This is a genomic window from Candidatus Enterococcus testudinis (assembly GCF_002140915.1).
GTDB lineage: Bacteria > Bacillota > Bacilli > Lactobacillales > Enterococcaceae > Enterococcus_D > Enterococcus_D testudinis.
Genome location: NZ_NGKU01000001.1, coordinates 1,869,134 through 1,896,053, shown reverse-complemented (window position 1 = coordinate 1,896,053; position 26,920 = coordinate 1,869,134). Strand labels below are relative to the sequence as shown.

Annotated in this window: 29 protein-coding genes and 1 tRNA gene; 28 read left to right on the top strand and 2 right to left on the bottom strand. The window is 39.3% G+C overall.

Translation table 11 applies throughout. The features are described 5' to 3' along the window. Positions 1–615: 615 nt before the first annotated feature. The 22 genes from A5886_RS09060 to A5886_RS08955 all read left to right on the top strand — a co-directional run bounded on the left by A5886_RS09060 (position 616) and on the right by A5886_RS08955 (position 18,858). On the top strand, positions 616–1,206 hold the full coding sequence (locus tag A5886_RS09060) for a phage scaffolding protein (protein ID WP_086274696.1): 591 nt from the start codon (positions 616–618) through the stop codon (positions 1,204–1,206). Between the two features lie 14 nt (positions 1,207–1,220). Further along, on the top strand, positions 1,221–2,108 hold the full coding sequence (locus A5886_RS09055) for a capsid protein (protein WP_086274694.1): 888 nt from the start codon (positions 1,221–1,223) through the stop codon (positions 2,106–2,108). A 38-nt stretch (positions 2,109–2,146) separates the two neighbouring features. Then, a complete protein-coding gene (locus A5886_RS09050) occupies positions 2,147–2,284 on the top strand; it encodes a HeH/LEM domain-containing protein (protein WP_086274691.1) in 138 nt (45 codons plus the stop codon). 30 nt (positions 2,285–2,314) lie between these two features. Beyond that, positions 2,315–2,692, top strand: coding sequence for a head-tail connector protein (locus A5886_RS09045; RefSeq protein ID WP_086274689.1), 378 nt, complete (start codon positions 2,315–2,317; stop codon positions 2,690–2,692). After that, complete coding sequence (locus A5886_RS09040; RefSeq protein ID WP_086274687.1) at positions 2,689–3,030, top strand: putative minor capsid protein; 342 nt, start codon at positions 2,689–2,691, stop codon at positions 3,028–3,030. Before A5886_RS09045 ends, A5886_RS09040 begins: the two co-directional genes overlap by 4 nt. Then, on the top strand, positions 3,030–3,395 hold the full coding sequence (locus A5886_RS09035; protein WP_086274685.1) for a minor capsid protein: 366 nt from the start codon (positions 3,030–3,032) through the stop codon (positions 3,393–3,395). The genes A5886_RS09040 and A5886_RS09035 overlap by 1 nt, the downstream gene beginning before the upstream one ends. Then, entirely contained in the window at positions 3,395–3,772 is a 378-nt protein-coding gene (locus tag A5886_RS09030) for a minor capsid protein (RefSeq protein WP_086274683.1), read from the top strand. The genes A5886_RS09035 and A5886_RS09030 overlap by 1 nt, the downstream gene beginning before the upstream one ends. Before the next feature lie 12 nt (positions 3,773–3,784). Continuing rightward, positions 3,785–4,243, top strand: a complete 459-nt coding sequence (locus A5886_RS09025) for a phage tail tube protein (protein ID WP_086274680.1) — start codon at positions 3,785–3,787, stop codon at positions 4,241–4,243. Positions 4,244–4,278: 35 nt separating this feature from the next. After that, the gene (locus A5886_RS09020; protein WP_143353783.1) at positions 4,279–4,383 is read left to right on the top strand and encodes a HeH/LEM domain-containing protein; all 105 of its coding nucleotides are present in this window, start codon (positions 4,279–4,281) and stop codon (positions 4,381–4,383) included. A 23-nt stretch (positions 4,384–4,406) separates the two neighbouring features. Further along, complete coding sequence (locus A5886_RS09015) at positions 4,407–4,895, top strand: hypothetical protein (protein ID WP_086274677.1); 489 nt, start codon at positions 4,407–4,409, stop codon at positions 4,893–4,895. 8 nt (positions 4,896–4,903) lie between these two features. After that, positions 4,904–5,464 (top strand): Gp15 family bacteriophage protein, encoded by a 561-nt coding sequence (locus A5886_RS09010; RefSeq protein WP_086274674.1) that lies wholly within the window; start codon positions 4,904–4,906, stop codon positions 5,462–5,464. After that, positions 5,457–9,647: a tape measure protein gene (locus A5886_RS09005; protein WP_179190014.1), complete on the top strand. Its 4,191-nt coding sequence runs from the start codon at positions 5,457–5,459 to the stop codon at positions 9,645–9,647. Before A5886_RS09010 ends, A5886_RS09005 begins: the two co-directional genes overlap by 8 nt. Next, positions 9,640–10,473: a phage tail domain-containing protein gene (locus A5886_RS09000; RefSeq protein ID WP_086274670.1), complete on the top strand. Its 834-nt coding sequence runs from the start codon at positions 9,640–9,642 to the stop codon at positions 10,471–10,473. The genes A5886_RS09005 and A5886_RS09000 overlap by 8 nt, the downstream gene beginning before the upstream one ends. A 7-nt stretch (positions 10,474–10,480) precedes the next feature. Further along, positions 10,481–11,491: a phage tail protein gene (locus A5886_RS08995; RefSeq protein WP_086274668.1), complete on the top strand. Its 1,011-nt coding sequence runs from the start codon at positions 10,481–10,483 to the stop codon at positions 11,489–11,491. A gap of 1 nt (position 11,492) precedes the next feature. Continuing rightward, positions 11,493–12,506 carry a hypothetical protein gene (locus A5886_RS08990; RefSeq protein WP_086274666.1) on the top strand — a complete coding sequence of 338 codons (1,014 nt, stop codon included), beginning with the start codon at positions 11,493–11,495 and terminating at the stop codon, positions 12,504–12,506. Then, positions 12,503–13,750 (top strand): BppU family phage baseplate upper protein, encoded by a 1,248-nt coding sequence (locus A5886_RS08985; RefSeq protein WP_086274664.1) that lies wholly within the window; start codon positions 12,503–12,505, stop codon positions 13,748–13,750. The genes A5886_RS08990 and A5886_RS08985 overlap by 4 nt, the downstream gene beginning before the upstream one ends. Continuing rightward, positions 13,740–15,158 carry a hypothetical protein gene (locus A5886_RS08980; protein WP_086274662.1) on the top strand — a complete coding sequence of 473 codons (1,419 nt, stop codon included), beginning with the start codon at positions 13,740–13,742 and terminating at the stop codon, positions 15,156–15,158. The genes A5886_RS08985 and A5886_RS08980 overlap by 11 nt, the downstream gene beginning before the upstream one ends. Before the next feature lie 19 nt (positions 15,159–15,177). After that, the gene (locus A5886_RS08975) at positions 15,178–15,411 is read left to right on the top strand and encodes a hemolysin XhlA family protein (RefSeq protein WP_086274660.1); all 234 of its coding nucleotides are present in this window, start codon (positions 15,178–15,180) and stop codon (positions 15,409–15,411) included. Positions 15,412–15,416: 5 nt separating this feature from the next. Beyond that, entirely contained in the window at positions 15,417–15,773 is a 357-nt protein-coding gene (locus A5886_RS08970; RefSeq protein ID WP_086274658.1) for a phage holin, read from the top strand. Between the two features lie 46 nt (positions 15,774–15,819). Then, positions 15,820–16,071 (top strand): DUF5960 family protein, encoded by a 252-nt coding sequence (locus A5886_RS08965; protein WP_086274656.1) that lies wholly within the window; start codon positions 15,820–15,822, stop codon positions 16,069–16,071. A gap of 3 nt (positions 16,072–16,074) precedes the next feature. Then, entirely contained in the window at positions 16,075–17,139 is a 1,065-nt protein-coding gene (locus A5886_RS08960; RefSeq protein WP_086274654.1) for an N-acetylmuramoyl-L-alanine amidase, read from the top strand. A gap of 186 nt (positions 17,140–17,325) precedes the next feature. After that, positions 17,326–18,858, top strand: coding sequence for a nucleoid-associated protein (locus tag A5886_RS08955; protein WP_086274652.1), 1,533 nt, complete (start codon positions 17,326–17,328; stop codon positions 18,856–18,858). A gap of 549 nt (positions 18,859–19,407) precedes the next feature. Here the strand turns inward: A5886_RS08955 and A5886_RS08945 are convergent. Then, positions 19,408–19,491, bottom strand: a tRNA-Leu gene (locus tag A5886_RS08945). 225 nt (positions 19,492–19,716) lie between these two features. On the opposite strand from A5886_RS08945, the gene A5886_RS08940 reads away from it, so the two are divergent. The 4 genes from A5886_RS08940 (at position 19,717) to A5886_RS08925 (ending at position 24,334) form a co-directional block, all read left to right on the top strand. Beyond that, positions 19,717–20,826, top strand: a complete 1,110-nt coding sequence (locus A5886_RS08940; protein ID WP_086274649.1) for a hypothetical protein — start codon at positions 19,717–19,719, stop codon at positions 20,824–20,826. After that, entirely contained in the window at positions 20,823–22,040 is a 1,218-nt protein-coding gene (locus A5886_RS08935; RefSeq protein WP_086274647.1) for an ABC transporter permease, read from the top strand. Before A5886_RS08940 ends, A5886_RS08935 begins: the two co-directional genes overlap by 4 nt. Before the next feature lie 11 nt (positions 22,041–22,051). Further along, positions 22,052–22,927 (top strand): ABC transporter ATP-binding protein, encoded by an 876-nt coding sequence (locus A5886_RS08930; RefSeq protein WP_086274645.1) that lies wholly within the window; start codon positions 22,052–22,054, stop codon positions 22,925–22,927. Between the two features lie 189 nt (positions 22,928–23,116). Then, entirely contained in the window at positions 23,117–24,334 is a 1,218-nt protein-coding gene (locus A5886_RS08925; protein WP_086274643.1) for a pyridoxal phosphate-dependent aminotransferase, read from the top strand. 40 nt (positions 24,335–24,374) lie between these two features. Here A5886_RS08925 and A5886_RS08920 read toward each other — a convergent pair whose 3' ends face one another. Further along, entirely contained in the window at positions 24,375–24,554 is a 180-nt protein-coding gene (locus A5886_RS08920) for a DUF2187 domain-containing protein (RefSeq protein WP_086274641.1), read from the bottom strand. 157 nt (positions 24,555–24,711) lie between these two features. On the opposite strand from A5886_RS08920, the gene A5886_RS08915 reads away from it, so the two are divergent. Together A5886_RS08915 and nagA are read left to right on the top strand one after the other, a co-directional pair. Next, the gene (locus A5886_RS08915) at positions 24,712–25,557 is read left to right on the top strand and encodes a helix-turn-helix domain-containing protein (protein ID WP_086274639.1); all 846 of its coding nucleotides are present in this window, start codon (positions 24,712–24,714) and stop codon (positions 25,555–25,557) included. Positions 25,558–25,624: 67 nt separating this feature from the next. Further along, complete coding sequence (gene nagA / locus A5886_RS08910) at positions 25,625–26,770, top strand: N-acetylglucosamine-6-phosphate deacetylase (protein WP_086274637.1); 1,146 nt, start codon at positions 25,625–25,627, stop codon at positions 26,768–26,770. Positions 26,771–26,920: the final 150 nt, after the last annotated feature.

Genomic DNA, 26,920 nt, shown 5'->3' with positions numbered 1-26,920 from the left:
GTAAGTGCTATTTTTGTACCCAAAAAGGAGATGTTTGGATGGAAAATCGAAATACTGCTCTCATTGATTTTATGCTAGAGTTACTGAAAATCGGATTGGTTCTAAAATATGAAAAAAACCCGCCAGATATAAGGAGTAAGCAAAATGGATGATGATGAACTTGATGAATATGATGAATTCGAAGATTTAGGGCTATTTTTAAAAGGAAGATGACTGTGAAAGCAAGAAAAAAACCTATTGTTATTGAGTGTTTCCAATGGGATGGCGATTTTAAAACACAAGACGGAAATTACTATGTACCTGATTAGGCAGTAGATGCGGAAAAAGATGGTGTTTTATTCTTCAAAGGTCAAGGCGATTTGTACGTTAAAACATTGGAAGGTGACATGTTAGCCAATATTGATGACTACATTATTCAAGGAATCAATGGAGAGATTTATCCGTGCAACGCCGATATTTTTAAAAAGACATTTGAAATTTTAGGCTGAAGTCTAGCATAGCTAGGCTTTTTATTATGTCCTAAATACGACACTAAACTGTTTAATTACCGAGTGAGCGGTATATCTCACACTCTAACTGGTACCAACCAGAATAAAAAGGAACGGAGAATGGATTATGGAATGGATCAAAGAAATTTTATCAAAACACGTTGGGGAGGATGGAAAGTTTGATTTAGAGGGGGCGACAAAGGAAATAAAGTCAGAGTTTCCAAAGAATGCAGTGCCGAAAGCTGATTTTAATGATAAGTCTCAAAAGTTGAAAACATCAAATGAGGATTTGGCAGCTGCAAATGCGCTTGTTGAGCAGTTAAAAGCATCGAACAGTGGCAATGAAGATTTGCAAAAGCAAATTGATGACTATAAAAATCAGTTAGAAAACGTGACCGCTGAACGGTTAGCAGATCGGAAGAACGCTGCAATCGATTTGGCTTTAACACAAGCTGGGGCAAAGAACATAACGGCAGTGAAAGCGTTGTTGAAGGCAGATGATTTGGAAATAACTGACAAGGGTGTTGAGGGACTAGATGATAAAGTAGCTGCATTGAAAAAGGATGAAGGCTATTTGTTTCAATCCAATGATCCATCAACAGAGTCAAAGAAAAAACAATTTGTGGCTGGTGGGAATACAGGTGGCGGTGAACCGCCTAAAGAAAAAACTTGGAAAGAAAAACTAGCGGAAAATATCGAAAAAGCAAAAAATGACTAGGAGAGTGGAATATAATGCCAGTAATTTTGGATAGTAAAGATTTAGCGAAAATTGACAAAGAGTTTGCAGCAGAATCACAAGTGTGGGAACTTTTAGCACAAGGTGCTAAAGATATCACAGAAGCAGATTTTGTAGGTGTCAACGAAGTGCGAGTTAATGAGATGCAAGGATTTACGGCTGCCGATTATAAGCGGAATAAAGAAAACGAGCGCAACAATATTACAGTCACAAAAACAACTTTGAAGCTTGAGAAAGAGCGTTGGATGGGCTACGATATGGATCGTTTAGATCAGTCGGAAAATGCAGCGTATCAAGTAGGAAATGTGGTTGAAGAACACACGCGTCTGGTTACCATTCCTGAAAAAGATCAAACAGCTGTGGCTCGATTGATTGAAGCTGGATTTGATACTTCTGATGAAGTTTATCAAGGGAAAACTGTGAAAGAAACAATCACTAAATCGAATATTTTGGATAGTTTTGATGATGCTGAATTGTATATGACAGATACTGAAGTCATTGGGCAATTCGTGGCGTTCATGTCAAGCGATGCTTATAAAGCGCTGAAAAATGCCGATGGGGTTTCGAAAACATTTACGACCAACACAGTTCAGTTCAATGGAATCGATCGTCGTGTTGAGATGCTCGACGGGACCAATATCATCATACAAAAAGTGGCGAAAAATCGTTTACAAGTTCAAGAAGATAAACACATAAATTATATTTTGGTGCCTTTGACGGTTGCTAAGCCAATCGAGAAATATAACACGATTGATTTGGTTCCATCTGAGCAAGATCGTGGTGGCTACCGTGACACCGTTAAAGGATTAGATTATTACGACTGTCTCATACTGAAGAAAGCGCGTCCGGCACTTTTCATTTCTTATGATGACCCAAAAGTTTAACCCCGGAAAACCGGGGTACTAAAGTAGCTTATACAGAAGTGGATGAAGGTACGATAGCATCATTGGATGGTTTGAGAGTTGATCAATTAAAAGATTTATTAGATGATGCAAATGTTGAATATCCTTCAAATGCGAAAAAAGCAGAATTGATTGAATTGTTAGAGGAGAGCCAATAGCGCTCTTCTCTTTTTTTTGGAGGTGACGTGATGAGTTACCTAACACGTGACGAATATGAAAATATCACAGATGATAAAATTGATTGCAAAGACTTTAAAAAGTTATTGAAAAGAGCGAGTGCGCTTCTAGACATCCATACGAGTCGGTTCTATCAAAAAAATGATCTGGAAACAGATGTTTTAATGCGGAAAGAAGCATTTAAAATGGCTGTAGCGTATCAAATCGAGTATATGATTGAAACGGGTGCTACAACATCTTACGGACTTCAAACTCCGAATTCTTGGTCTGTTGGCAGAATGAGCGTGAGCAAGACTGATAATTCTAATACTGCTAATGACGTTATTTCAGGCGATGCGTTGAAGGCGCTGAGTGGCACTGGTCTACTATATCGAGGTGGGAAAATATGAGGCAAACACTGCCACCAAAAAAATACTTTCCTCATGATATATCATATAGAAAAAAGACTTCTAAAGGATCACGAGGAAATTCAGAATTCGGTGAAGGTATTTTAATTGAGAATGTGCGTTTTGACTTGTCATTTAAGTTTAATAACACAGATGTTAATTCGACCGAAGAATCGCCAAATGCTTTAGTAAGTATATTGAAGAAATATTCGAGTCCTTTACCATTTTTTGATTTAGGTGATCAAATTGAGTTTCAAAATCAGAATTATATTGTAGTTGCAGTGATCCCATTGATACTGGATAATGCTGATCCGTTTGGATTTGAACTAGAGGTGGTTTGATGGGATCCGTTAGTTGTAAAGTAGATTTTGGTAGAGCGCTTGAGAAGCTGAATTCAAATTCAATTAGAAAGGGACGAATGAATTTAGCAAATAAAGCGCATAGGGATATGAATGAGAATTATGTGCCAATGAAGTCGCAATATCTACGAGATCAATCTTTTGTTGAAAGTGATGGCTCACAAATCACTTGGGTAGCTAGGTATGCTGCAGCACAATACAACGGTGGATTTATCACAAAAAGCGGGAAAAGTGTTGTTTTCTCAAATTATACTACTAGAGGAACTGGTCCATTTTGGGATGATGTAGCGATACCGGTATTTATGACGAGTTGGCTAGAAGCATTCAAGAAAGGAGCTGACTGGTAGTGGACTTCATTGATAGACTGCTGGAAGAAGCACAAAAGATAGTTCCAAACTGCAGGATTCATTCTATGGATAAAGACGAGTCAATGCGTTTGACGGCTATTCCTGGGGGCAGAACAATCGCTAAATTTATGGATGGATCAAAGGAAAAAGAATTGAATTATGAATTCGTTTATAAAACCAAAAATGATAAAGCAGACCAGGTCATGATTGACCTCGGTAATAGCTTAGAGGATTGCGAAGACATCCAATCAAAAAATGGTTCGTATGAGTTCGTTGGCTTATCAATTGTCGATGAGCCTTTTTTTGTTGGCTACGATAAAAAGGAATTTTTGTACTATCGATTGGCCATAGCTGCCACATTGTATTTTGAAAAATAGGAGGAAACAACAATGACAATCAGTAGAAAAAAAGTAGCTTTAGTAGGTTTTGAAATCCAAAAATTAACGGATGGCGAGATCACAGAGAACGGGTGGGTGCGTATCAAGAAAATTAAGAATGTATCTGATGCCTCTCAAGAGACTGTCGAAGATGGGGATGGGTACTTGGATGGCACTGGCGAGCCTGAGCAGACGGTTACCGCTCACAGATTAGGCTATAGCTTCACTGGTGATTTCTTTGAAGCTGACGAAGCATCGGAACTGATCGATGAGATGATTGGGCTGGTCGGCGATGCTCGGAAGATTGGTTTTAGAGTGACTGACGACCGAGATAATCCAACTAAAAAACGTGAAGGAATTGCGACTTTATCCAGTCCTCAAACGCGAACTGGTGCTGCTATTGAGTTTGGTAATATCGAATTCACTTTGCTGTTTGACTCTACGCCGCAGTGGGAAGAATATTCAAAGTGAATGGCTCGGATATTCAAGCGACTACTACCAGTAGCATGACTATTGCAGATTTGAAGAATGCATTGGATGACCAAGGTATTGAGTATCCGAGCGGTGCTAGGAAAGATGAATTAATTCAAATATACGGAGGGGCTACTTAGCCCTTCTTTTGTAGGAGGTAAATATGACCAAAGTAATAGATATTAATATTAAAAGAACAGGTTTTCCCGTTGGTTTTAGTAATCCAGATACGGGGGAACGAGTTGAATTGTGGTTCGATAGTTCTATTGAATCAATGAAGAAATACCTTGATCTTGATAAGCTGGCGCTAGAGAAATATAAAAAAGTGAAAGCCGCCGCTGCTAAGTTTTCAGAATCTCTTGATGGAGATCGTGCGCTAGGTGATCATGCGGATGTCACCGAAGAAACGGTCGATGCTGCGATTGACTTTAATAAAGGGTTAATCGCTGTTAAATATGACTTGTTATTTGGTGATGGTAGCTTTGACAAGATTTACGATGTTTTTCCTGATTTCGAAGCTCTAGAAAGCAACTTTTATGCTGTTGATCAAGCAATAGCTAATAAAATCAAACAAGATGAATTTGCACGAAAAAATCAGGCAAACAAAATTAGAAACCAGTACAACAAGAAGAAAAAGCACAAGAAGAAGTAGGTGGCGAGATGAGGCTTAATGACTCGGTTGTCACCTCTTTTTGTTTTGATGAAAAAGATTATCCTATCAATTTAGCTTTTGATTATGTGTTAGATGCGCTCGAAGTTTTAAACAATGGTGTACAGACAGAATTTGAAAAAGCTTGTACATGCTTGGATATTTTGGTAGGAGAAGGAGTCTTTGAAGAGGAAAATGCGATTGAACTATGGAATCTTATTTATGAAAACTTTATCCATGAAGAAGAAAAACCATTTGTAGAATATAGCATTTATGGAGAGCCTTTGAAGATTCGTGAAGAACAGAAAGTTTTAGATATCGAAATAGATGCTGATTTGATTTTCTCCTCGTTTATGTATGCCTACCAAATCAATCTGTTTGATCAGCAAGGGATTCTACCTTGGAGTAGCTTTAAAGCCTTGCTTCACAATCTCCCAGCAGATACCGCTCTTAAAAGAGTTATCAAGATTAGGATGTGGGAGCCATCTGATGGTGATTCAGCTGAATACAAAGAGGAAATGAAAAATCTGCAAATGTACTATGCGCTAGATGAGGAGGGATCGGATGGCTAAAGACGGACGTATTAATATCGTCATTGATGTTGACGGAAAACAAATCAGTGCGGTTTCGAAAGAACTCATAAATCTTGAGGATACTGCCAGAAGTGTTTCAAAAGGGTTGAAATCGGCAACCGATAGCGTTGATGATCTAGGTGATTCTAGCAAAACATCGGCAAATCAAGTTAAAAGTGTCAAAGACAGCTTAGATGATGTCGGGTATAGTAGTACAGATGCTTCGAAGCAGTTAAAAGGTGCTAAAAATGCTACAGAAGACCTAGCTGATAGTGCTTCTGATGGATCAAAACAACTGAAGTCTATCGCTGATAGTGCAGATGGAATGACAGATTCCGCTGCTGATTTATCAAAAGCGAACAAAAGTGCGGCAGATTCAAATGATGATCTAGGTGATTCAGCCAGTAAGGCTACGAAATCTGTGGATGGTCTTGGGGCTACTTCTTCGGAATCATCTGAAAAAATCAAAGATTTAGGTGATACAACTAATAAATCTTCTATAAGTGTTAAAGAATTAGCTACCTCTTTTGGATTGGTGAAAGTAGCATCAGTAGCTTTTAATGTCATGAAAAGTTCCATAAATGGTGCTGTTAGTCGTTTTGACACGCTGAATCAGTTTCCAAAAGTTCTCGAAGCGATGGGTGTATCTGCCGAGGATGCAGAAATGTCTATGGCCAAATTATCTGACGGTATTGATGGTTTACCCACCACTTTGGATGAAATTTCGTCTAATGCTCAAAGAATGTATACATCATTTGGAGATATGGATAAAGCAACGGACACTACTGTTGCTTTAAACAATGCCCTGTTGGGATCTGGTTCGAATTCCGCAAAAGCCCAGCGTGGAGTTGAGCAGTACATGCGGGCTTTGCAACGTGGACAAATGGATATGACAATATGGTCAACGCTGTCAGAAACAATGGATGTTGGGTTGGTCAAAATTGCGGAATCTTTCGGGTATGCTGGCAAGTCTGCCAAAGACGACCTATATTCTGCTTTGAAAGACGGAACGGTCACACTAGATGATTTTAACGACAAATTGATCGAAGTAGGTACAGGGACTGGCGTTATGGCTGAATTAGCAAGAGAAAATAGTTTGGGTGTAGCTACTTCGTTTGGGAATCTGCAAACAGCAGCCGTTCGAGGTTTGGCCAATGTGATTGATGCATTAAACGATCTATCTAAAGAAGTGACCGGCAATGATATAGCGCAGAATATTGACTCTATGAAAGGTGTTGTGAATGCAGCCTTTTCTTTGATGACAGATGCGGTTAAGAAGACTACTCCTTTATTTAAAGCATTTGGCACAGTGGTAGAAGGTACAATATCTATAGCTAAACCCTTGACACCTGTTTTGGTTGGAATTGCTGCTGCTTTTGCAATGTATACCGTGATTACTAAAACTATGAAAGCTATTGATTTAGCTAAGACTTCAATCATTGCTGCAAAAGCCAGCACAGAGGCGTTGACTATCTCTACAAAAAAAAATATAACTACTATGGCCATCAAAGAAGCTTTAACAAAAGCTGAAAATGCTGCGAAAATAAAAGGAGTTGTATTAACCCAAGCTGAAATTGCTGCAATTAAGACTAAGACAGCGGCAAATGTCGTTTCCAATACTACAGAAGCTGCTAATTTAGGTGTACTATCTGTTAAAAATGTTCTTATTGGGTTGCTTACTGGATCAATGACCGTTAATGCTGCGGCCACAGCAGTAGCAGCAACAGCATCGAAGGCATTCGGGGTTGCGTTACAAACTGCTATGGGGCCAATTGGCTGGGTGACTTTAGGGATAGGGGCTTTAGTTGGTGCTGTCACTGGTCTAGTCAAATGGTTTACGAGAAGTACAGCTGAGTCTAAAGAATTCAAAAAAGCTACTGAAAAATTGAATGATGAAACTGAATCATTCAACAGTTCTATCGAACAAAGTGCAACCAGTCATAAAGAAAACACGAGGGAAATAAAAGCGACTGCTGCAGCAAATTCAGATTTAGCGAAAAAAATAAACGATTTGGCAAACAAAGAAAACAAATCGTTGGGCGAAAAAAAGATGCTGAATGACATGATTGAACAAATGAATGAATCTGTGCCTGGTTTAAGCTTAGCCTTTGATGAACAAGCGGATAGTTTAAATAAAACTGAAGCAGAAATGAATAGCTATATTGAAACCGCGAAGAAGCAAGCGGAAATTGAGGCGATAAATGAACGACTTATTGAACTCACCAAAGAAAAGATGAAAGCTGAAGAACAACAAGCAGAAGTTCAGAAAAAGCTTATTGAACTGAACGAAGAAGAGAACATCAGTAACCGCGATAAGAGAAAAATGCAAAAAGAGCTAGAGGAACAAAATGGCGTTCTAAGTGAGTCTATTATTTCGTTGGGAGAAAACATCGAAGAGTATGGTGAAAAAGCGACAACAGCATATGAAGATGTGGCAAACTCCTCAATTGAAAGTGCCGAAGCACAAGGCTTCGCATTGGTGGAGTTATCTCAGACACAAGAAACTGCAATCGAAAGTATGCAGTCTAAATATGACGACTTAGCAGAAGTAGCTACTAATGCGTTTAGTAAAATCTCCAATGAATCGGATTTATCTGCTCAAGAAATGATTGAAAACTTGAAACATAATCAAGAGGTTGTTGCGGGTTGGGGACAAAATGTGGCTGAATTACATGAAAAAGCCGGACAAGAAGGAAATGAAGGATTCTTACAATGGCTTGATCAATTGGGCCCAGATTCCGCAGCAGAATTGGCAATCGTTAATAATATGACAGAAACTCAACTAAAAGAATTTATGGAATTGATGAACAACGGAGCAGAGGTAGCGACTAGTGCTTTTAGCGAGTCGTTAGGTGATGGTTTTGATGATTCTATTGAAGCTTTTAAAGAGTTCGGCCAGTTAGCGCCTCAAACTTTGCGAGAAGAACTTGAGGCAGCAGACTTAAATTCTATTGGCCGAGCAGTTGGCGAGGGTTTAGCAGGTGGAGTATCTGCAAGTGCCGAAGAGGCTGTACATGCAGTAGAAAGTATGGCAGAAAATGCTATTGATGCAGGTAAGGATGTTCTTGAGGTCAATAGCCCTTCTAAAGTTTTCGACGAAATTGGTAGGGCCGTACCTGAAGGCATGGCTCAGGGAGTTGAAAAATTATCGCAATCTGCTGTTATGGCAGTCAGAAGTATGTGCCTTCATATGGAAATGGAAGCAAGAAATAATGCCAAGAAAATGACAAATATCTTTGATCAATTGGTATCTGGTTCCGACTCTTCATTACAAAAATTGCCAAATGTTGCGAGCAAAAACATGAGTGCGATGAACAAAAGTTTTTCTGTTGGATCTAAGACTAGCGAGGCGACTATAAAATCGTTAAACAACAATATCATCAGCACATTTAAAAACACTCCGACACAATTTCTAAATATTGGTAAAAATATCATGAGTCGTATGAATTCTGCTATAAGTAGTGAAGCTAATCGAGTGATCACAACGACAAAAAACACCGCGAATCGGATTATGCAGTCATTTAGTAACACACCGAATCAAATGCAAAATGTAGGCAGAAATAGTATGAGCCGACTCAACAGCGGGTTGCAGTCGGGATCACCGACAGTTGTTTCGACTGCCTCTAGGACTAGAACGCAAATTGTATCATCATTTAACAATTTACCAAGCAGCATGAATTCTGTCGGTAGAAATGCGATGTCAGGACTCAATCGTGGTCTAATTTCGGGGTCTGGAACAGTTATCGCAACAGCTAATCGAATCGCTAATCAAGTAGCAGCCACGATGAAAAGAGCATTAAATATCAATAGTCCATCAAAAGTTATGGAAAACGAAGTCGGCAGATGGATACCTGAAGGGATTGCAGTCGGAATTGAAAAGTATGCGGGGTCTGCATACCAAGCAATCGATAATCTTTCTGAAGGGATGTTGCGTGTTTCAACACCTGAGATGGCTCTTGGAACATCGAGGATGGGACGAGAAGTATCAAATCAAGTACGTACACAAAACGCTACCGCGCATAATTCGGCGATTAATTTAGATGTGTTAGCGAAGTTGATCAATAGCAGACCTATTCAAGTTCAGTCAATTTTGGATGGCCAACAAGTGTCAAAAAGTGTAGATAACGCATTAGGATCGTTATTAAAACGTCGGGCGTATACGGGAGGTGTGAACCTTGTTTGATGAAACCCAGATTTTTTTAATCTTTGATGGTCAGACTGTGAATTTCAATAATTTATTTAACGGGGGCATTAGAATAGCTGATGTCGGTCCATCTTCTCCAGAACCAGTCTATGAATATGAAGAATTTTCGGGTAGCAATGGAAAAAGGCTTTCTAATTTGACTTATACTGGATTTCCTTTTGTAATGAAATTTAGGCTTACAACCCCTCATTTATACGACTGGAGAATGGTTCTGTCAGAAATGAGGACACTGCTTTATCGTGATAAACCCTATTATATTGTGTATTCAAGGGAGCCAGGGAGAAGATTTAAGGTGCTTCCTCAGCCGTGGGAAATTGATAGAATTATGATGCAGAAGGGAATCTTCCATTTCGTCTTTGATGTTTTTGATGGCCATTCTGAGTCTGTTTCAAACACATTGACGGAGTTTGATTTGGAGAGTGAATGGCAATTCTCTCAAGGTCTTTTAGCCGAGGATTATACCTATTCACACGATACTAGTCGATTCTCCATTTTAAATGCTGGTGATTTTGCGGTTGATCCAAGGGAACATGACTTGAAAATTAGGATTGAAGGTGAATCGGATTCGAATGTGACGATTTTTAATCGAACGACTGGTCAAAGATTTATCTATTATCCGTCTCTGAGTACGAGATCGGGTGATTGGATCGAATTAGATGGTGTTTATCCCAAAAAAAATGGTGTCAATTGTGGGATTGATACGAACCATGGATTAATCACTTTAGCCATAGGTGTGAATCAAATTGAAATTCAAAATGTAAGTCGTGTGAAATCAACTTGGGATTTCAGATTTCTTTATAAGTAGGTGAAACATGTTAATCATACGAAATTACGAAAAAACAGCAGAGGAGTTACTCGTCCATTACGATAAAGCATCTTTTTATGAAGAATGGCTGTTAAATGAAACTTGGGAAATTGGTTTTTTAGCCAGCGAAACCGAAAAAAGCAAAGTGTCTTTTGAATTATTGGATTATGAATCGTCTGTTTTTTGGCAAGGTCAAGAATTTATCATCAAGGAAATCACGCCTTTTGCAAGCGGAGAAAAATGTTTCAAATTGATAGTCGCAACGCATGTATATTATACGCTGCAGGATGGCTACCAATATGAGACGTTGACAGGGAGACGGTCACCTAGTCAACTTCTCGCGCATATTTTTAAAGACGATTCAAGAAACTTTAGTTGGTCTATACGAGGGTCTTATATAAGCGCTGACAAAGAGAATTTCGGAGATGCGAATTATATCAAACTTATTAATGAAATCTTGAAGATTTTCCCAATTGCAATGATTCCGGATAATCGACGATTGTCATTTATACCGTTAGACGAATTTGGTAAAAAAATAAATGAACCTATCCGTTATAAATACAATACCGATGATGTCAGGTTTGTGATCAATACTTATAATTTAAAAACCCAAATAATGGGATTTGGCGCAAGACAAGAAGATGATGAATCGAAGTATGTTTTTAATCCAATCACATATACCAGTCCAGAATCACAAAAGTGGGGTATACGTATTCAAGATCCTGTTCGAGATGAACGCTATCAGCATGCGGATAGTATGGAAGAGCGGCTAAGAACTGACTTACAGGATTATCCGGAAATAACAGGAATAGTTACATTGAAATGGAAAACAGAACTTGAAAAAGGGGACTATGTACCCTTTATTTACGAACCGATGGGTATCAACACTTATATACAAGTTGTAGGCATCAAAACATTTCCTGATATACCCAATAAACCACCAGAAATTGTTCTATCAAATACGAAACAAACAATGACCAAACTATTAATTAGTTTGCGACAGGAAGGATTGATGTGATTTGGGATTGATCAAACTGATACAGAACAGAATTTCCAGCGAGTGGAAGAACACGTTTAATCAAAATGTTGACATTGCTAATCGAGAAATCAATCGATTGGATCAACGGGATACGTACACGAATAACCGCATTGACAATTTGGTTTTAAGCAGTGACGAGAACACGCAGAACGAAGTGATCGACGGTCGGGTTGACTGGCGAGGTGTGCGATTTGCGACTTTGCAAGCGAGACTGACATCTAGCGAAGAATTGACTGCGGCAGAACGATTGGAAATATCGCGTGAAATTGAATCTTTGAGACAAGAAACGGAACAGCTTAACAACACTATCCAAAATCTGTACGGCGGATCAGGTGGCGTTGAGAGTATTTATGTTTCTACAAACGGAAGTGATTCGACAGGATTGGGTACTGAAGCAAGACCTTATCGATCGATTCAAACGGCGGTCAATAGTTTGCCGCTGCTATCTACTACACATTTTATTATTTATGTAGAACCTGGTGCGTATCTTGAAGACGTGGTGATCAACGGTCTAAAATCTGCGCGATTTGAAATTGTGTCTACTAATAATGCTTCAGTCGATGCTACAACGGGAACATTAAGCTGTTTCGTCCGATCAATAGAATTTATTGATTGTGACATGTATTGTCGTGTACGAGGAATTCAATCAACGGATGTCGTTAATGGACCCGATTTCTTCATTCGATTTTCTAGAGTTGCTTATGGTGCTGTAGAAAACTGCAGGACAACAGCATCTACCCTAGATAACACAACCTACTATACATATCTTTTCAATAGTTGTATTGGGAATATTTATACTTGTTGGGCAAGCAATCAGCGAGTAGTTTTGAGAGCGGAGTTTGCAGCAACTGCACGCTTTTCAGGTGATTTGGTAGGGAATAATAACAATACTTTATGTAGTGCTAGGGGATCGATTATTTATCGAGATACAGCCGCGCCTATCACTGGCACGACAACAGAACATCGATCGCTAGGGGGGCAGATATTCTCATGATCAACGAAAATCAGATTTTTAAAACGAATGAAACGATTATCCAGATCCAGGCTGAGCGATCACAGGAAATCAATACCAATGTCGTATTTTTTAGCCATGACAAGGGTACTGCACGCCTAAGATTTCAACTGAGAAAAGAAATGAATCCTTATCAGATTTCGGAAGGCACCGAGGTCATGATTTGTTTGCTATTTAAGTCTCAAGTCAATGATGGAGATGGCAGGCATATTTATACAGCACATGTTGAGGATCCGTTGCAAGGGTTAGTGTCTATGGTCCTAGAAGATAATATTTTAGGTTATGTCGGCAATGTGAGAGGGAGTATTTTTATCAAACTCCCAAATTCACAGGCCATGGATACTGCGGGTCGGTTTAATTTCCGAATTGAGAGAAGTCCAATCGATGACATGGTGCCAGAATTAGAAGAATTGTATATACATGATTTCACAGAAATCCAAGAACGGCTTCGAGTGTTGCGTGCAGAATTGGAAGAAATGGAAAGTTCGTCTGGATCAACGAATCAAAATCTTGAGGCGTTGAGACGGGAAGTTTCTGACTTAGAAAATAGGCTGTTGATCAACAAGAAAGAAATCGAAAATCTGTTGAGCAATATTCAAGTGGTACAACTGCAAGAGTATTATCACAACTTCGAAAATACAGATGAAATCACTTTTACTAGTCAAGAAGTCAACAAAGAATTGATCAGTATCTTGTTTAGTTCTTTTGTGGATGGAATGGCTTTTTTCCACGGAAGTTTGAATATAGAAATCACAGAGGATACTGCAGACGGATTGATTGAATTGAGATACCGCTTAAACAATATAGATGTAATCAAACCGATTGTGAAACAGTCTGTGCGAAAAGGTCATTACAACATCAATCTATATCTGCCGATGACGGTGACGGGCGAAAACTACTATTTGTTTAAAGCGTATTTGACTAGCAATGTGGCTGGCCGAATCGAGAGTCGCAACATCCAAGCAACCATCAAAGGTCAGGTATTGTACATCCAAGAAGGCGACTGGGATGGCATTTTGACAGCTACTGACAGTTATGGGAATCTGCTGCTTGAACAGTCTCCGCTTAAAATCGGCAATCATATCGTCACGCCAAGCCGTAGCGCACAAATACCGACTGGATCAAAAGTCAGCGATGCTTATGGTGGGTTAGGCATCATAGGTCAAAGTTTAAGTTTAAGCAATTTTAATGTAGAAGCGAGAGGAGAATCAGAAGATGAAGTATGAAGGAAAGTGTCAAATCCAACTGACGGATGTCGAAACAGGTGAGGTGACGACACACGATAGCACAAATATGTTTACGAATGCTTTAGGGAATATGCTTACCTTTCCTATACAGTACTTTAAAGATGCTTCGGCTGCAGTTATTTCTAATAATGTGGCAAATCCAATCGCTGGTGTTTCACTTGGAGGGTTGTATCTATTTCAACATGCGATAGCCGAAAATGCAGACAATGTGATACCGCCGTTTGGGTCAAATAATTTGATTGGTCATGCGGGCGGAGCTTATAGCGGTGCTGAGCCAACGAGGGGAACGTTGAACGAGAATGAGAGTGAACAGCTAGAAAATGGCTATAAATTTGTGTGGGATTTTAATACCGACAAAGCGAACGGATCTATCGCTTGTATGTGTTTGACATCGTTGAGAGGGGGGAATTTTGGAATTGGATTGCCAAACACAGCAGTAGGAAACGTAGATAGTAATGTATTTGCATTCACAGAAGGAAATACAACTTGGGGTGGCGGTTTTTCATCAAGTTCGGAGAACGTGTTGGAGGTAAGTAGTGTTATTTATACTGCTACAGCAGGTACAGGTACTAGCTATACACCGACTAGCACAGCGTTGGTTATTTACAAATACGACAATCGTGTTACAGATATCGGAATAAATGATATTATCAGACGCAGTTTACAAGCTAATGCGGCAGCTACGCTAATCGATCAAAAAGTAGTGACAAATGATACTGCGTGTACTTTGACAACGCCTGCCAGATGGATGTGTTTAGGCGATGGCAAAGCGATTTCTGTTCAAGCAACTTCAGCAAATGTCATCCATTATGCAGTCATTGATTTAGAAACAGCCACGGTAGTTGACTCGAAAGTAATTAATGCAGTAGGACTTTCATCGGGGGCTGTTCGAGCACCATTTACTATTAAAGGAGATTATTTGTATCTGATAACCGCCACAGACACCATCAAGAAAGTGTCAATGCACGACGGGAGTGTTACCGTGTTAGCCATTGAAAAAAATGGAATTACACTTTCTTCCGCTTCTAATTTACATGGATTTAATTTCAATGATGACTATTACGGTTTTGTAGCAAATATTACTACTGCTGGTAACTTCTCAAGTTCCTCGGTGATAGTAATTAAAGATGATGACACAGCTGTGGCTTCTTCAACAACGACTTCTACTACAACTAGTTCCGCAAATGGCAGGAGAATAATTCAAATGAGCGGATTGAATTATCCACTCGCTGTCTCTCAATACGGAATCAACAGCCAAAGCAACAGCACTTCTGTATACCTAGTGGCTTGCATTCAAGCCTATTTAGCAACAATCAACAACATAACGCCTGTCGTCAAAACGCCAGCGCAGACGATGAAGATTATCTACACTGTGACAAAACAATAAAACAAATTAGGAGGGTGTTATGAGTGAAAAAGAATGGCTATTAGAAGTGTTGCAAAGATTGGCTAAAATCGAAGAAAACACAAGGCATATTGACAACATTTCAGACATAGCGAGGAAAGCACTCTCTAAGTCAAGAGAGAATGAAAAGAAATTGATTGAGTTGAACGATAGTCAAAAATTCATGTGGCGCACGGTCGTGGGGATAGTGGTATCAGTTATAGTTTATTTAATCACTCAATATTTGGGAGGATGAATTTTATGAAGATAAACTGGAAAGTACGATTTAACAAGCAGAATGTTGTTTTTTGGATGCGATTTGCATTTGCTGTTTTCATTCCAATTTTGGTATACATGGGATTGGAAGTGACGGACTTGGATACTTGGGAGTCTCTTGGCTCAGTGCTGTTAGCAGCTATATCAAATCCATATTTGGTCGGATTAACGATTGTAAATGCTTTGAATCTGATACCTGATCCGACAACCGAAGGAATTTCGGATAGCAATCTGGCAATGACATATCAAGAGCCTAAAAAGGACACAATGCTTGATTATGGCGAAGGCCAAGAATTTACAGAAAATACGAACTATCATACGGAGTTAAAGGACGAAGAGTAGTCGGATGACTGCTCTTTTTTCTATATAAAAATTGGAGGGAAATACTATGAGAAATAAGGAAGCATTTATCAAAGATTTTGAAGCGGTAGCAAAAGAAGAAATTGTCAAAGAGGTTGATCCAGTCGAAGATGCAGCGCACACCATGCATCATACCGGAACAACAATTTTTCAATTATTAGGCATTTTCACGAAATCTGAAAAGCCGGTCAATTTTAAATTTGAAATCAAACAACGTGAAAAGACGGATAATCCAACCGAAAAAATTGATGACTTTTTCTACATTGGAATGGAGGAATAAACTATGAGTTATAACAATTCAACATCTCACCGAGGGCACAACGCCAAAACACCAGGTGCCAGCGGAAACGGACTAAAAGAGCATGAAGTAGCACAAACGATCCACACCAAATTTAGAGATGTCACCAAAGCGGTAGATTGTACGGATGATGCGGGTGCGACCGCCAATGCTAATTTGGTCAATATTGGAAATAAAATGAACGAGGTGGGTAAATCTTGGCACGTCAGTCACCATCTAAATGCTTTTAATGGAACTGCTAACGGATTCGAAATTTGGCACATGGCTGGAAACGCTGAAGCTAAAAAACTAGCAGAAGCTATTTGTGCCGCAGTTTGTGCAGTGACTGGTTGGGTCAATCGTGGTGCTAAAGCGACAACATCTTTGTATGTGATTCGTGCATCGGCGGGATCTGCGATTTTGGTAGAGTGGGGTTTTATTGACAGTAAAAAAGATATGGACATTTTGGCAGATAAAATGGATGTAGCGATCAATGCGATGTTAAAAGTGATGGGATATGGATCAGTATCTGGAAGTGCTTCAAGTGGCGGATCAAACATTGGTAGCTCATCTAGCAACTCATCTACAAGTACGTTTGATATCAACAATTATCACACGACTAAGTTTGATCAAATCCGATTTGTTAAAGCGGACTGGGCTTATAAAGAAGTATCGCTTAAAACAAAAGATGGTAATGATCGTGTGCCTAAAAATACAATTTTGACTGTCACAGGATTGGAATATAGCGGACAGTATCCACGATTCAAACTTAAATCAGGACTGTATATCACGACCCGAAAAGATACGGTAGAGGAGTATAAGGCTAGCAGTTCATCTTCATCAAGCAACGCGACCGTTAAGTTAAAAGGCTCTGATTTGCCTAACAAAGGCAAATACACATTTACAACCAACACAAATATTCGATCTGCAGCATCGACCAGTTCGGCCAGCGTAGGAATCTACAAAAAAGGCGAAAGTGTCAGCTACGATCAAAAGGTGACAGCTGGCGGATACGTTTGGCTAAGCTGGATTGGCGCATCTGGTAAACGGAGATATTCTGCAGTCGTTTAACACAAACACCCCTTACTCGTTCGAGTAGGGGGCTTTTTTTTGTTTGAAATACAAACTTATGTTTGGTATAATTTCCACATAATCCTCATACGATTATATCTGCTATAGGAAGTCTAGGAAAACGCTTGTTTTCGAGGCTTCCTTTTGGTTTAATTTAATTAGCAGATATATTGGAGGTATTATTAAATGATTAAGTATATGAAAGTTTTCGAAATAAATCCTGATTTGGAGGTCATTTCTCACGAAAGTGACGTTATGTCAGACTTTGATTTTAAAATAGATGACTTTTTTAGGAAGCATATTATAAAATCTACAACAGATCCCAACTCTAAGGCGGCAAGATTTAGATCTGACAATAGCGATATTTTTAATCCTTGTATTCAATGTTTTACAGAAAATGATTTCGATCAATCTTCGTTAGATATTGCAAATCATTTGAAGATGAATATGCACTATTCTGTAAAGAATTCTTTTCTACTAGTTGTTCTTAGTTATAATTTTGAAGAAGAAAGATTTGTTGGAACTGATGAAGTGCTTGCAATTATGAAAATGGAATTGAATGAAGGGATTCAAATGAATGGCAATAAATTTAAAATTCAGCCAAATATGTTACCGGATTTAGGCAATAGTCTTCAAAAATGTGCCTTTATATACAAATCAAAAATCGAGAATTTTAAAGACAATACTGTAGCTGTCTCTTATACACATCTAGATGTGTATAAGAGAATTTCAGGAAGTTTTATTCCTAATGTTATTTCTTCAATTTTTAGTTTTAGATTAGAGACGGAAAAAATAGATTACGAATTATCCAATTTTATTCAAATTCAAAGCAAGTATGACCGGAATATTTCTTCGGTTCCTTTTTTATTAGATTCCATTGATTTTCTATCCTCTAATCTATCGAGAAGAATTATGATAGATGCATTATCAAATATTTTTGATAACAAAAATGGGAATTCACTTTTAATTATAAAGCAGTCGGTAAAAGTGATAGAGATAGATAAACTATCCGGAGATTTTGAAAAATGCTATGAAATAATTTCAAGAATTAATGAGTTTATTTTTGGGGAACCTTCAAACTACAGAGAAAAACTTAGAATTTTAAGGAATCTACTGTATGAGGGAATTGATGAAGAAAACAACAACATTTATGATCAAGATTTTTGGAACAAGCTACTGATTCTAAGTATCAATGAATATAATATTTATGTAGATGAAAAAGTTACAAAATTTATTTCGGAGAAAAAGGAAATTATTAAAGAACAATTCTCAATGTCAAAAGAAATTAGTAACCAAATCGCAGAAACAAAAAAAAGTTTGATGAATAATATTGTATCAATAATCGGTATTTTTTTGAGTAAATTTATTTTTGATGCAATTTCTAGAAATGATGAACATTTATCGTTTTTTTCCTATTTGATTGCTTTATTTTTTTCAGTCTATCTACTCGTAATTTACTTTATCAGTGGAGAATTCAAAAGCTATCAAACGTATGTCAAAAGAGTGGAAATAATGAATACGTACTATCCAAAACTTTATTTGACCAAGGATAACATTATTGGTGATTTAGAGGAAAAAATTTCGAATCCAGAAATCAAGAAGTTAAAATATGTAAATATAACTGCTGGGATTTGCTATGTTTTTTTTGTTGTTCTATTCTTACAAAGATTGGGATTCTTTGATCTTTTTATAAGAACTATTTTCACTCCTGATAAATAAAAAAATCATACGCAGACTTTTATTTTGAGGGTTTCTCTATTCTCATCAGTTATTTTCACCGGTTTATTAGCATGATAGAATAAATTAACCAATAAAATAGCTTTTACATTTTTCTATTTCCCACTTCACTTAATGCAGTGGGCTTTTTTTCTGCATAAATTCCGCAAAATAATTAAGCTTATAGTACCCTTAGCTAACACTTTTTCTTTTTTTACCTTCTTTGTAAAAAGCCCTGTCCTTAATTGGATAGGGCTTTTTTGCGTTCTTCAATCAATTCTTCTAATTCTGCCAGTTCCTCAAGAGATACGTTTTTGATATATCCCTAGGCAACTGAGCGGCTATGGATGTGTTTCAAAACTTATAAATAGAAGAAAAGTTCGTTCGTTGTGGGTCAAACTCAGGATTTAAAAAGAAAAAGTTCGAAAACGCCTTGGTTATCAACTTTTAAGAACTTCTCAAATAGTCTCATTTTATTTTTGGTTTAAAGCGAACAAACTTTTAAATAAAAAGAGTAGACTACTAATGAAAGTAATTTACTCTAAATCTATATGCGGAAAATGGGATTTGAACCCACACGAGCAATATGCTCACAAGACCCTCAATCTTGCACGTCTGCCATTCCGTCATTTCCGCTTACTACTAACAGATAGTCACCGGTCTGCCGTTCCACCACATCTGCTTTATCAACGATATTCAAACAATGTTTCAAACATCTAAAAAATATCTTACCCGAAGATCGACAGGTTTGTCAATCGGTTTTAAAAATTATTGAAATACGTTTTTTCTACATTTCTGTTTGGCTTTTATGTTGAGAAAGGGTATGCTTATACTATCATACTTTGATTGAAGGGGGAGCTTATGCACTATTTCTATAATTTGTTGATCAAGTCAATTAGACAGCGCTTATTTTATGTTTTCCTTGCGGCTGCGTTTTGTTTGGGGATCGGTTTTTCACTTTATCTGAAATTGATCGATCCGATTCAGCTTTCTGCGACGACGACGGCAGAACAGGCGCAAGCTTCTCGGTTAGTCAATCAGTATCAAAATGGAGAAAATGGCACTGAGGAAGAGCAGGCTGTCTATGACTTGGTCTTGCAGAACTATAACCTGACTTCAAGACAATCGTCTAACTTGATTATGGAGATGTATCCGCGATTTAATGAAACGAGTCTTGCGATAGCAGATGTCCAGCTGAAGTTATGGCAGGCGTCGCTGGAAGAGAATGATTTTTTGCAGCCGGTTTGGTTGATCAATCAAAATAAAGTTTTTTACCAAGCATTGATCCAACAAGAAAAGACACCTGTTTTGACAGCTGACAATGCCCAGACGGCGTTGTCTTTGGCACTGCTATTTTTGATGAATGTTGGGTTTGTCTTTTGGGCTTTTCTGGCGAGTGACAATTTACTGGAAGAAAGAGAACATTTCACGTTGATTCGGTCTTATCCGCAGATTTTTTTGGTTCGGATGGTGAGTAAGATCATGGTCAAGGCTGTGACCAATCTGGGCTTGTTGCTGTCTTTTTTAACAGGTGTGGTTTTGAGTATGCTTGTGATCGGTTCCAGCGGCGATTGGTCCTACCCAAGCAGTGTGTATCTGGGTGGTACTTGGCAGGCGGTCCCGTTCGTCCAATTTGTGTTTTATAGTTTGATTTCGATACTATTGATGATTTTGCTGGCGGAAGTTGTGGGGTATTTGGCGAATATCATTTTGCCGAACCGCTATGTGTCTTTTTTTATATTGCTTTTGCTTTATGGGATCAGTTATTTGGCTATCGCGCAGCACACGTTTCTGGCACCGATTGCTGTTCTTAGGCTTGAGCAGTTTTATACGGGGGCCTTTGCGTGGCAATCTGGCAGTCAGCTAGGGGTCTATGGCAGTTGGGTCATTACTGGGGGATTAGTGGCCTGTGGGCTGGCTTTGATTTTGTTGGCCGACAAAAAACAATGGATCTTGCGAGGTGGACGATGAATAAAGACTACTTTTTATTTGAATGGCGGCAGTTGTTGCACAGTAAAAAAACAATTGGTCTCTTTTGTCTGCTGATGATCTATGCAATCGTGTACTGTTTTCAGCAGCAAAGCTATCGTCCAATTGAGCGGGTGGATAAAGCAGAAATGACGCAACGCTATCAAGTGCGGCAAGCGTATTTAGATCAGCAAGCTGAAACACCTTCTGAGCATTGGTCAGCAGGACTGGCGATTGCTGCCTTCACGCCTTGGAATCAGGCAGAAAAGGCGCGGCTTGATGCATTGGCATCTGGTGATTGGCAGGCATACGCTGCGGCCACGAGTCAATGGTATCAAGTGGCATTGACCTATACTGATGACCAGTCGATCTTCTACACGCCGGACTATTATACCTATAAAAACTATTACGCCGCTTACGATGGCCGCTTTGGTTATGCATCGACGGCACGTTTGATGGATAGTTATCGACAGCTGCCCAATAACCAATTGTCACAAGCGGTCATGGAGCAAAAAACGGGAATTCAAACAGTTTATCGCGGTATGCTGGATGTTTTGCCGCTGTTGTTTGTGTGTGTCACTTTATTTCTGTCAATCGATTGTTTATTGAAAGAAAGGAAACACCGGTCGCTATTCCTGGCGTTTCCAATGGTGGCAGAAGATATGTTATGGACGAAGACGGCTGCTGTCATGCTTTGCTCTGCCCTGATGATGCTCAGCACGATGGGGGTGATCTGGCTAGGTACGGGACTGCAGTTCGGTTTTGGTTCAGTGTCGCTGCCGGTGGCGATTTTTTCAGCAGATGTGGATGCGCGCTATCCGATTGCTTCAATGGAAGCCTTCGGCACACAGTCGATTGGGTGGTTCTTGTGCCAATGTGTGGCAACGATCCTGCTGATACAATTGATTTATACACGGGGAATTTTGTTATTGAGCGTACTGTTTCGCTCTGAGCTCTTCAATTTACTGTTGGTTGGTTTCTGCCTAATGACTCCTTTGATTTTCCAACATCGTTGGTTTAGTGCTTTCTTGGATCGTTCGAATAATCTCTATTTGTATCAAGAAGTGGGGAAAATTCTTTCAGGTTATAGCCGATTTTATTTTGGATCCAGCGGATTCATTTTATCAAAAGGGTTGCTCTGGTTTGGTGTCGTCTGGTTAGTGATAGAGTGTGGCTTGTTTTTCAAATTGCAACACAAAACAGGCCGTATAGTATAGGAGGATGAAAAATGTTAGAACTGAAGAATGTGACGGTTCAGTATGATCGTCCGGTATTGGATAATTTGTCACTGTCCTTTGCAAAAGGCGAAATTGTTGGTCTTGTAGCGCCCAATGGGACAGGTAAGTCAACCTTGCTGAATGTCTTGATGCACTTTGTCCAGCCGGATGCTGGAGAGGTCTACCTTGATCAAGCACCCTTGTATCAAACCAAAAAAGGGGAAGCTTATGCGCATCAGCAGATTTCTTTTTTTCCTGATCAAAATGACTTGTATGAAGATTTGAGTGGTTTGGATCATCTGAAATTGTATCAACGGATGTGGCAGTCGCAGGCTTCATTGGTAGAGGCAACGATTGAGGCGTTGCGAATGTCGGACTATATCAAGCGGCCTGTCCAATCTTACTCATTGGGCATGCGACAACGCTTGTGCTTCGCGATGCAAATCGTGACGGATACGCCGTATATGTTGATGGATGAAGTGATGAATGGACTAGATCCGACCAATGTGGCATTGATTTCTGCAGTTCTGCGTCGATTGCGAGGCCAGAATAAATGTATTATAATCGCTTCTCATATCTTAACCAATCTTGACAGCTATGCAGACCGAGTGCTTTTTTTGCGGGAAGGTCATATCATCCATGAATATTTAGGTCAAAAGTCGTTGCAAGATGCGCCGGTGTATGTAAAAATCAATACGCCTGATTTTCTGGTGACGTTCCCTGAATTGACGACAGTGATGATTGATTTGCAGCAGCAAATGTATTTGATTGAGTTGACCGACCCTTCTTGGGTGCAAAAGTTTTTGGCCGCAGGATTTACTGATTTCTCAGTGGGACACATGGCACTGCAAGAATTGTATTTGCTGTATTTCCCTGAAAAAGCGTAAAAAATAGGTATCAGCACGTGTTGTCTTAGTGATTGACAACAGGTGCTTTTTTTTATGGTGGATCAAAAGGCTCTCAAAAAAATTTCGCCAATAGGAAAACTTTTTGCTATAATAAGTTCAATCTGAAAAGAGATCAACGACGAGTACCAATAACCAAACGTTGACCTACCGGTTAAAGGAGAAAACTATATGAAGAAATTTTCGAAATCGTCAAAACTTGAAGGGGTCAGTTATGATGTACGAGGCCCTGTCTTAGAAGAAGCAGATCGGATGCAAGAAGAAGGCATCAGTATTCTGAAATTAAATACGGGGAATCCGGCGCCTTTTGGTTTTGAAGCCCCAAATGAAATCGTCCGTGATTTGATCATGAACGTCCGCGAATCGGAAGGATATTCTGATTCTAAAGGGATTTTTTCTGCCCGAAAAGCGATTGAACAATACTATCAATTACAAAAATTCCCCAATGTCACGATCAATGATATATATACCGGTAACGGTGTGTCTGAATTGATCACGATGTGTATGCAAGGGTTGTGCAACAATGGTGATGAGATTTTGGTGCCAATGCCGGATTATCCTTTATGGACGGCATCGATCTCACTAGCAGGAGGTAAACCTGTGCATTATATTTGTGATGAGGCGGCTGAATGGAATCCTGATATTGCTGATATTCGTTCAAAAGTCACCAGCAAAACCAAAGCAATCGTCCTGATCAATCCAAATAACCCGACAGGTGCGGTTTATCCTAAAGATATCTTGCAACAGATCGTGGATGTGGCAAGAGAGCATGACCTGATCATTTTTTCTGATGAAATTTATGATCGCTTGGTGATGGACGACTATGTTCATGTGCCGATTGCGACATTGGCCCCAGATCGCTTTGTTGTGACATTAGGCGGCTTATCCAAATCACATCGCGTGGCGGGCTTCCGTGTCGGCTGGATGGTTCTAAGTGGAGACAAAACCAATGTCAAAGACTACATTGAAGGGTTGAACATGTTGTCGTCAATGCGCTTGTGTTCCAATGTTTTGTCCCAGCAGATCGTTCAGACAGCATTAGGCGGCTTTCAAAGCTCAGATGAATTGCTGCTGCCCGGTGGCCGTATCTATGAACAAAGAGAATTTATCTATCAAGCCCTTAATGATATTCCCGGTCTGACAGCTGTCAAACCGAAAGCGGCATTTTATATTTTCCCTAAAATCGATATTCAGCGTTTTAACATTACCAATGATGAACAATTCGTCTTGGATTTCTTACATGAACATCATATTCTCTTGGTCCATGGCGGCGGCTTCAATTGGCAGCAGCCGGATCACTTTAGGATCGTCTATTTACCGAACATGGATGATTTGAAAACGACTGCGGAGAAAATGACGCAATTTTTGGCCAGTTACCGTCAAAAATAAAAAGAACTGCTTTCTGATTTTTCAGAAAGCAGTTTCTTTGTTATTCAATTGTTGGTTGACAGTTTTTTTTGCTGACTATCATGCGATTGGTAAACTTTTCCAGCATTTCTGTACTCGGTTTGTTCACTTGGACGAGGACTGAATTCTCATATTCTCTTTCAATAACTGCCTCATAAGTTTTGCCTTCCCATGTAAAAAAGATCGTACTATCGACCGTCATATGTTCACCTCATTTTTTAAAATCGTTGAAAAATAACAAGATATTGTTGAAATTGCTTTCCTTTTTGTCATTATGTGCTAAAATGAAGAAAATTAAAAATGCGAATTCGCATTTCTGAACATAAAACCGTTCTATTTAAGATTTATGGAGGAAACACATGAAGAAAAAAGAGGAATCATTTGGCCAGATTATCCGTTCTATTCGTCAAAATCGCAAAATGACTCAAAAAATGCTGGTCCAGGATATTTGTTCTCAAAGTGTTCTGAGTCGTATTGAAAATAATGAAGAATTGCCTAACGTTTGGGTCATGTATCAAATTTGTCAGCGCTTAGGGGTCACACTAGATCAAGTGATGATGCTTCACTCAGAAGAAATCAACCAATCCAACCAAGTGTTTGCCCAAATTGAGTCTCATTTTGTTCACAAACAGTTTCAAGCATTACGTGAGAAACTGCAAGACAAACAAATTAAACATTATTTGTATTTAGATACGGATATGCAAATGTATTATTACTATTTGGGTAGCTGCGCGTATTTTATTGATCTCGATTACGAATCCGCCTTGGAATCTTTGAAGAAAGGTTTATCTTATACCTATCAACAAGACAAAACCAATGTTTCAGTAATGGAAATTCGGATTCTTAGCTGCATTGGACGAGTCTACAGTGATCTGCAACTACTGGCAGATGCCCGCTTGAATTTAGAAAAATCCTACGAAAGTATGCAAGCTTTACCTTCTGAACGTTTATCGACGACACTGACGAAAGTGTACTATAATTATGCGGTCTTTTTGAAACAGCAGCATGAATATTGCCGCTCATTGAAAATCATAGAAGAAGGCATCGCATTGGCAAGAGAAAAAAATAGTTTTTACTTTTTAGAGGAATTATTTGAAATCAAAGCCCAAGTCTTATCGATTCTGAAAGAAGAACAAGCAGCGAGAAAGAGCTTTCAATTGTATCAAGCAGTGGTGGATATTCGACAATCCGCCAAAATGGTGTAGACCTTTCTTGACTTCTCCAGCAAATAAGAGTAATTTTAAAGGAGAAAGAAATAGAGGAGCGATCTAGATGAATCAATATATTTATGCGGATAAATTCTTTTTGAAATCGGCAGTACATGGACCCGGTTACTTAGAAATCAAAGATGGGAAGTTTGGTGCAATCCGCCAAGAAGTTCCAGCAAACGCAGATGTAGTCGATTATTCTGGTAAATGGGTAGCACCTGGTTTAGTAGACACACACATCCATGGCTATATGAATCATGATGTGATGGACAATGATGCCCAAGGAATCAAAGCAATGTCAGAAGGGTTATTGTCTTGCGGCGTTACCTCGTTTTTGCCTACTACTTTAACATCAAGCAAAGAACGCTTGCGGGATGTGGCTGAAACGATTGGACAAGTTAAAGATGATGTCACTGGTGCTAAAATTCAAGGGATCTACTTTGAAGGACCTTTCTTTACTGAAGAATATAAAGGGGCACAAAACCCAATTTACTTTGGCGACCCTGATTTGGATACTTTCCACGAGTGGCAAGCGGCTTCTGGCGGTATCATCAAAAAAATCGCATTAGCCCCTGAACGTGAAGGTGTGCGTGAGTTTGTATCCGCTGTGACAGATGAAGGTGTAGTAGTAGCACTAGGCCACAGCAATGGCACATTGTTGGAAGCACAAGCAGCAGTTGAAGCGGGAGCGAGTGTCTTCGTTCATGCCTTTAATGGGATGCGAGGATTGAATCACCGTGAACCCGGTATGGTTGGCGCATTGTTGTCACTAGACCAAGTTTTCTCTGAATTGATTTGTGATGGGCATCATGTCCATCCGCAAGCAGCTGAGATCTTGATGGAAAAAGCTGGACATGATCATGTAGCGTTGATCACTGATTGTATGATGGCAGGCGGCATGCCTGATGGCGATTATGTCTTAGGTGAATTTCCTGTTGTTGTCAAAGACGGAACAGCACGCTTGGCAGAAGGCAATTTAGCCGGCAGTATTTTGAAACTGAAAGAAGCCATCAAACATGTTGTTGAGTGGGGAATCGCTACACCACAAGAAGCTGTCATGATGGCAAGCTTAGTGCCAGCTATCAGTTGCAAGATCGATGATACCTGCGGCATGATCAAAGCAGGCCGGGCTGCTGATTTTATTGTATTAGATCCGGACATGAATTTAGAAGCAACATACTTAGACGGTGTTTGTCGTTACGAAGCGTAGTTGCTGACTATTTGCATCGTTGAAAGAACCGATCGAGCCGATGGCTTGGTCGGTTTTTTCGATGATTGACCCATTTGTAAAAAAGAAGGATCAAGGGGAATAATGGAGACATGATGTCTGATGATTCGCTGATTCAGATGTAACTTGTTA